General features: G+C 46.4%; 6 protein-coding genes and 1 pseudogene. 3 read left to right on the top strand and 4 right to left on the bottom strand.

Going from position 1 to position 6,938, the window contains the following annotated elements:
* Positions 1-76: 76 nt before the first annotated feature.
* Positions 77-331 (top strand): IMS domain-containing protein, encoded by a 255-nt coding sequence (locus BGL89_RS04675; RefSeq protein ID WP_353743910.1) that lies wholly within the window; start codon positions 77-79, stop codon positions 329-331.
* A gap of 220 nt (positions 332-551) precedes the next feature.
* On the opposite strand, the gene rsgA is transcribed toward BGL89_RS04675, so the two are convergent.
* The 4 genes from rsgA to dnaK form a co-directional block, all read right to left on the bottom strand.
* A complete protein-coding gene (rsgA, locus tag BGL89_RS04670; protein WP_286824673.1) occupies positions 552-1,628 on the bottom strand; it encodes a small ribosomal subunit biogenesis GTPase RsgA in 1,077 nt (358 codons plus the stop codon).
* Positions 1,629-1,850 carry a sulfurtransferase TusA family protein gene (locus BGL89_RS04665; protein ID WP_002738399.1) on the bottom strand — a complete coding sequence of 74 codons (222 nt, stop codon included), beginning with the start codon at positions 1,848-1,850 and terminating at the stop codon, positions 1,629-1,631.
* Positions 1,851-1,852: 2 nt separating this feature from the next.
* Positions 1,853-2,977, bottom strand: coding sequence for a molecular chaperone DnaJ (gene dnaJ / locus BGL89_RS04660; RefSeq protein WP_286824672.1), 1,125 nt, complete (start codon positions 2,975-2,977; stop codon positions 1,853-1,855).
* Between the two features lie 215 nt (positions 2,978-3,192).
* Positions 3,193-5,241, bottom strand: coding sequence for a molecular chaperone DnaK (gene dnaK, locus BGL89_RS04655; protein WP_286824680.1), 2,049 nt, complete (start codon positions 5,239-5,241; stop codon positions 3,193-3,195).
* A 399-nt stretch (positions 5,242-5,640) separates the two neighbouring features.
* Here dnaK and ahr point away from each other — a divergent pair, with 399 nt between their 5' ends.
* Together ahr and BGL89_RS04645 are read left to right on the top strand one after the other, a co-directional pair.
* Entirely contained in the window at positions 5,641-6,645 is a 1,005-nt protein-coding gene (ahr, locus tag BGL89_RS04650; RefSeq protein ID WP_286824671.1) for an NADPH-dependent aldehyde reductase Ahr, read from the top strand.
* Positions 6,646-6,673: 28 nt separating this feature from the next.
* Positions 6,674-6,802 (top strand): annotated as a pseudogene (locus BGL89_RS04645) (Uma2 family endonuclease); the annotation flags it as partial.
* Between the last annotated feature and the right edge of the window lie 136 nt (positions 6,803-6,938).

Here is a 6,938-nt window from a genome sequence, read left to right as displayed (position 1 = left end):
CCCGATCACTCCCATGTCCAGTACTTTTTGATTTCCCAAAAGTCTAAAAGTCTTACCCAACAAGGTTTTTAGATTTATTCAGCAGACCCTACTTACAGGTAAAGCTTATAATGACAAAATAAAAAGCTCTGATGGTCAAGAAAGTTCTTCCGAATGGTTAGCTAATAATAGTGCTTATTATATCCATGGAGTTCAGAGAATAGATTCAGTTAATAATTTTACAGCCTCTGGCGATCAAGCTACAGTTGATGTGGTGGTTACTGAAGAAAGAACCCTCTATAACAGTCAGGGTAAAATTGATCAAAAAAATAGTGCTTTTACTATCTTATAGTTCGCTATAATCTTGAAAATGACGAGGGAAGATGGAAAATAGCTCAATATAGAACCATTAAAAATTTAGTTCGTCGATAAGTTGAATTAATCACAAAGTAGAAACCCAAAAATGAAAAATAGTTCAGATAAAACACATAGATACAATCATTGCTGTTAAATTTTCATCTTTAGACAGTATTTATAAAGTAACCATTAGGATAAACGAAACCCAACCGATTCTATTCAGAATCGTCATTATAAATATCTTGGAGAGTTTTATTTTCGTAGCGTTCCTGATCTTGATTTTTGCCGCGACGGGAAGGACGACGATATTTTTTATTGGCTAATTTGGGTTCGTAGGTTTCTTGACCTGCTTCTTTAATTTTTAACTTTAAACTTGACTCTTTTGTGCTAGTTTTCTGTAATGACTGTTCTCGTGCGATCGCTTCTTCTAAAAACTCTAAATAATGTTGGTAACGTTCCCAATCTCCCCTCACCACACAGTTAGGTTCCCGACGGTGAGTACAATCATTAAATTGACAATTTCCTAAAGCTAAAAGCTGTCTCACTTCCGGAAAATAAAAAGTTAATTGTTCCGGTAAACAGTTAATATCCGGTTGGTTAAATCCCGGACTATCGGCCAATAAACCCCGATTTGGTAAAGCAAATAACTGCACATGACGGGTAGTGTGACGACCTTTTTGCAGCTTTCCCGACACATCCCCCACCCGTTGATTAATCTCAGGAATTAGACAATTAATTAAACTCGATTTTCCCACTCCCGAAGGACCGGCCAAGAGAGTGATTTTATGGTTTAATTGTGCCAATAAAGCCTCAAATCCCCGATTTTTCTCCACACTGACAAAAAAAGGCCGGTATCCCCAACTAGCTAGGCGATCGCCCCAGACCTCTATTTGTTCCAGTTCCCCCAGATCAATTTTATTGACACAGACCGCAATTTCTAAGCCTGTGGACTCGGCTTTCACCAAAAAACGACTGATCAGCCAAGGATCGAGGACGGGTTCAGCAAGGGCAAAAACTAGCAAAATCTGCTCGATATTAGCAACGGCCGGCCGATCAATCTCGGTACTGCGGGGGAGGACTTCTGCGATCGCACCCTGCCGATCATCAAAATTGGCTTCCTCCACACGCACCCAATCACCAACCATCACCGATTGACCGATTTTTTGCAAGCGAGCGCGACGGGTACAGAGGAGATTCTCGCCCATAACGGGAGAATCCAAGCGTACCTGATAGAAATTCGCCTGTACGGCCACCACTGTACCGTATAAATCGGTTAATTGTGCATCTACCATTTAGGAATCGGGGCGATAGACTTTGAGAACAAAAAAGCTATCTCGGTCTTCGATCGATTCTATCTGATAACCCTCCACTGTCAGGCTAGTGGGAACCTGTTCGATTGGTTCCCCAGCATCTAACCAGACTTCCAACCGTTCCCCGGCGGTCATTTTCTCTAATTGCAATTTTGTCCGGACAAAATTAATTGGGCAGGGAGTGCCGCGCAGGTCTAAAGTCATAATTATTTATGGAAGATATTACCTAAAAATCCCTCGATGCCGCCTTTCCCCACGGTTTCCCCGCGAACTTTTGCTAATTTTTCCAGCAATTCCCGTTCTTCTCCGGTGACACGGGTAGGAATCGAGATTTTAACGGTAATGCGATGATCACCGCGGCTGACGGGATTGCCTAATTTGGGAACCCCTTTATTTTCTAAAATCAGTACGGTGTTCGGTTGAGTACCGGCGGGGATAGTCAGGTCTTCTTGGCCATCTACAGTATTAACTTTGATGGTACATCCTAAAATCGCTTGGATATAGCTAATCGTGATATCCGATTTAATATCATTACCTTCCCGTTGAAATTCCCCATCGTTTTCCACGGTTAGATAAACGAATAAATCTCCCGGCAGCCCGCCTTTAAGTCCTGCGTCACCTTCCCGGGCAACGCGCAATTTCATGCCGTTGTCAACCCCTGCGGGGATGGTAATTTTCAGTTTTTTGGTTTCCTGTCTGCGTCCGGAACCGCCGCAAACGTCGCATTTTTCCTCGATCACTTCGCCAGCACCGTCACAGGTGGGACAGACCGAAACCTGAGCAAAAGTACCGAAGGGAGTACGGGTGGCGCGACGTACCTGGCCAGCACCATTGCAAGTAGTACAAGTACGGGAACTGGTCCCCGGTCTGGCCCCACTGCCTTTACAGGTTTGACAGGTTTCCAGATGACGGATGCGGATTTCCTTTTCGCCGCCAAAGACAGCCTCGCGGAATTTTAGTCTAAAATCGAGACGTAGATCCTCGCCCCGGGTAGGGCCTGTGCGTCGGCGGGCGGTTGCTTGGCCGCCCATGCCCCCGAAACCACTAAAGATTGTCTCAAAGATCTCGGCGAAACCGCCCATATTGTCGGGATCAAAACCAGCAGCGCCCCCAGAAACCCCAGCTTCACCAAAGCGGTCATAACGATTGCGGGTTTCTGGTTCCGAGAGAATTTCGTAGGCGCGGTTAATTTCTTTGAAGTGTTCCTCGGCTCCTGGTTCTTTGTTAACATCGGGATGGTATTTTCGGGCGAGACGACGATAGGCGCGTTTGATGTCTTCTTTGCCGGCATCTCGCGAGACACCTAGAATTTCGTAGTAATCAGTGGGCATAGGGGACTATGGTTCTGCTGGCAATTTATAAATAAAGTTTAAGTCTAGTTGTTACTTTAACAAACTATACATAATAGTTTAGTTGGGTTATCCCTACTATTTTTGCTGGGGGTTAGGGGTTGGGAAGTGGGGTAGTGGGGAAGGGAGCAGAGAGAAGGGGAGAAAAAAGCTGAAAACTCACATCTGATTACTGATTACTGATCACTGATCACTTTTTAATCTACGGCCTCGTAGTCACTGGCACTCATTTCTTCGCCATCGTAGGGCTGATCATCACTGCCCGATTCCCCGGATTTAGTTTCCAGATCACTATAGGTTCTGGTTCTAGTGTGGGAGAGGGTTAGCCCCTTGGCGAAGGTATTGGAGGAAGTGGCTTGGGTGCGGGTGGGTCGGGTCAGTTTTTCGGTGACATCGATCGATTGAAACCCAGTACCGTTGAGGGGTTGGGTTTCCTCTTGTTTACCCGTGTAGATGCGGGTACCGATTTCGAGGACAATCTGACGAAATTCTTCCAGGGTGGTTTTTAGCTTTTCTGAGGATATGGAAGGGTTGCGCAGGGCGATTTCCAACTGTTGCCGCTTCTGGTCGGCCAGTTGCCGGATATCGGGGGCGACTAACTCACTGTTTTCCCTGAGGGTGACTTCGTAGCTATAGAAAAGACTATCGGATTGGTGGCGAATATCGATCATTTGCAGACGACTGCGATCAAATTCGGCGTATTTTTCGGCTTCTAGGCGCATTTTTTCAATTTCGTTCGGTTTCAGCCCTCCAGTATGGCTAATGACAATACTTTGTTCCTTGCCGGTGCCTTGGTCGCTGGCGGCCACTTTCAAGATGCCGTTAACATCGATCTCGAAGGCCACTTCGATTTGTGGCATACCCCTAGGGGCGGGAGGAATTCCCGTCAGGAGAAATTTACCGAGGGTTTTATTATCCCGGGCCATGGCCCTTTCCCCTTGCAGAACATGAATTTCCACCGAAGTTTGACCATCGGCAGCGGTGGAAAAAACCTGAGATCTACTGGTGGGGATAGTGGTATTGCGATCGATAATTTTGGTAAAGACTTCGCCGAGGGTTTCAATGCCGAGGGAAAGGGGGGTGACATCAAGAAGGAGGACATCTGCCACTTCTCCACCTAAAACTCCAGCTTGAATCGCCGCCCCCAAAGCAACGGCCTCATCGGGGTTAACAGAGCGATCGATCTGGCCCGCAGAAAAGAAACGGGAGATTAATTGCTGTACGGCGGGCATTCTGGTGGAACCACCGACGAGAATGACACGGTTGATATTGCTAGGCTGCAGTTCGCTATCTTTGAGGGACTGTTGTACGGGTTCGAGGGTTTTTTCCACTAATTCTCTGGTTAATTCCTCGAATTTAGCGCGAGTTATTTCCAATTCTAGGTGTTTAGGACCGGTTTCGTCGGCGGCGATAAAGGGGAGATTGATCGAGGTGGTAATCAGGCTAGAAAGCTCGATTTTGGCTTTTTCGGCGGCTTCTCGCAGTCTTTGGATCGCCATGCGATCGCTGGCTAGATCGATGTTTTCTTGGCTTTGAAAGTTCTCCACCAGCCACCGCACTAAGAGGTTATCAAAATCGTCCCCCCCAAGATGGTTATTGCCGGCGGTGGCTTTCACTTCAAAGACTCCCTTCCCTAGTTGCAGGATGGAAACGTCGAAGGTTCCTCCCCCTAGGTCAAAAACGAGGATATGTTGATCTTCGTTTTGTTTATCTAAACCGTAGGCCAGGGCAGCGGCGGTGGGTTCGTTAATAATTCTTAATACTTCTAGTCCTGCGATTATCCCCGCGTCTTTAGTGGCCTGACGTTGGGCATCGGTAAAATAGGCGGGAACTGTAATCACGGCCTCGTTAATCGGTTCTCCCAGATAGGCCTCAGCATCGGCCTTTAATTTTTGCAGGATCATGGACGAGATTTCTTGGGGGGTAAATTCCCGATCGCGAATTTTGATATTGACGGTATCATCGCGACCGCGTTGGCAATGATAGGCAACTCGTCCCCTTTCTACCTCGGTGTCTGGCCAACGCCTACCGATAAAGCGTTTGATGCTATAGACGGTATTTTCGGCATTAGTGACCGCTTGACGTTTGGCCAGTTGTCCCACTAGGCGCTGGCCCTTGCCGAATCCCACGATACTAGGAGTTGTCCTTCCCCCTTCCGAGTTGGCAACTATAATCGGCTGACCTCCTTCGAGTACCGCAACACAACTGTTGGTTGTCCCTAAGTCGATGCCGATGACTTTTCCCATGACGCTCTGATAATAACTATAGTTAATAGGATACAATCGCTGACAAAAATTATCCGCAAATTAGAAACGGGCTTTTTACCTCGTCTAATCTTGCCGAGGATGAAACAGGACAATTTTTATCCGATCCTAACAAAACTTGTCGGTAAAGTCCGCAAGCTGCCAGCGACCAGTCTATATACAAGAGTAACCCACAACCAGTAATTTTGCTGATGCTGCCAGTTAGCGATCGCCTCTGGCTATTCTTAAAATTCTGGTTTTTAAGATTTTTTTAATCATCCCGAGCGGACTTCCTTGATGTTGATGTCCCTAGCAGTGGAATTATCGCCCAATCTTCTTAACCCGAATTTTCGATAAATTTGGGTTAAGATAACCAATAAACCGATCCTAGAGGACTTAATCATGATTAGAGCCTATGCTGCCCGAGAGAAAGGGGGAAAAATAGAGCCTTTTGACTACGATCCGGGTATATTAGGGGATGAAGATGTGGAAATCGAGGTGGAATATTGCGGCATCTGCCACAGTGACCTAAGTATGCTCGATAACGATTGGGGACTGACCACCTATCCCTTTGTCCCCGGTCATGAAGTGGTCGGCACGATCGCCGCTCTTGGTGCTAAAGTCAAAGAATTAAAGATAGGGCAAAGAGTCGGTCTTGGTTGGTTTTCCCGTTCCTGTTCGACCTGTGAAACTTGTATGTCAGGGGATCAAAACCTTTGTGCTACTGCCGAAGGAACTATCGTCGGTCGCCATGGTGGTTTTGCTGAAAAAGTCCGGGCCCATCATAGTTGGTTAGTTCCCTTGGGGAACCAGTTGGATGCTGCCAAAGCTGGCCCGCTTTTTTGTGGTGGTATTACCGTCTTTAATCCGATTGTGCAATTTGATATTAAACCCACGGCCCGAGTTGGTGTCATTGGTATTGGTGGATTGGGACATATAGCCTTAAAATTCCTCAAAGCTTGGGGCTGTGAAGTAACCGCTTTTTCCAGTAGTCCCGATAAGGAAGCGGAGGCCAAAGAATTAGGCGCGACTCATTTTATCAATTCCAGAGACCCCGAAGCTTTGCAATCGGTACAAAATTACTTTGATTTCATCATCTCTACCGTTAACGTTAATCTCGATTGGGGTCTTTATATCGCCTGTTTACGTCCCAAAGGTCGTCTGCATATTGTTGGGGCTGTTCTTGAACCCATGGCTACCTACGCTTTTCCCTTGATTATGGGTCAAAAATCGATTTCTGGCAGTCCTTTGGGTAGTCCCAGTACCATCAATAAAATGATCGAATTTGCCTCTCGCCATGGCATTGAACCCGTTACAGAAACCTATCCTATCTCGCAGGTGAATGAAGCCATGGAAAAATTGAGAACTGGACAACCTAAATATCGCCTCGTCTTGCAAATAAAATAAAACCATCTCTATCCCGGACGTAACCCCGATGACTCAACCCCTCACTCCTCCAGTTATCGATTGGGAAGAACCCCCCATTCCCCCAGAAGACCTGATTTTTGACGATGGAGAACCTTTGGAAACACACCGTCACCGCAAGGCCATGAATGTCTTAATAACTTTACCAAATTGTCCGTCAAAAGCTGATACAAAAGTCTAGATTCTTGACACTCCCCGCTCTAAAGAGACGGGGATTCTTGGTTCACAGAGATTACTTGCTTAGACAGAATTGCTTCTGAAAAAGTAGAGGTATT

The sequence above is a fragment of the Microcystis sp. LSC13-02 genome, from assembly GCA_002282935.1.
Lineage (GTDB): Bacteria > Cyanobacteriota > Cyanobacteriia > Cyanobacteriales > Microcystaceae > Microcystis.
The sequence above is the reverse complement of the archived record's forward strand: the minus strand, read 5'-3'. Positions and strand labels throughout refer to the sequence as shown.

Excerpts from the sequence above, each read along its gene's own strand:
- ahr (WP_286824671.1), top strand. The coding sequence starts at position 5,641 with ATGATTAGAGCCTATGCTGCCCGAGAGAAAGGGGGAAAAATAGAGCCT.
- dnaJ (WP_286824672.1), bottom strand. The coding sequence starts at position 2,977 with ATGCCCACTGATTACTACGAAATTCTAGGTGTCTCGCGAGATGCCGGC.
- dnaK (WP_286824680.1), bottom strand. The coding sequence starts at position 5,241 with ATGGGAAAAGTCATCGGCATCGACTTAGGGACAACCAACAGTTGTGTT.
- rsgA (WP_286824673.1), bottom strand. The coding sequence starts at position 1,628 with ATGGTAGATGCACAATTAACCGATTTATACGGTACAGTGGTGGCCGTA.
- BGL89_RS04665 (WP_002738399.1), bottom strand. The coding sequence starts at position 1,850 with ATGACTTTAGACCTGCGCGGCACTCCCTGCCCAATTAATTTTGTCCGG.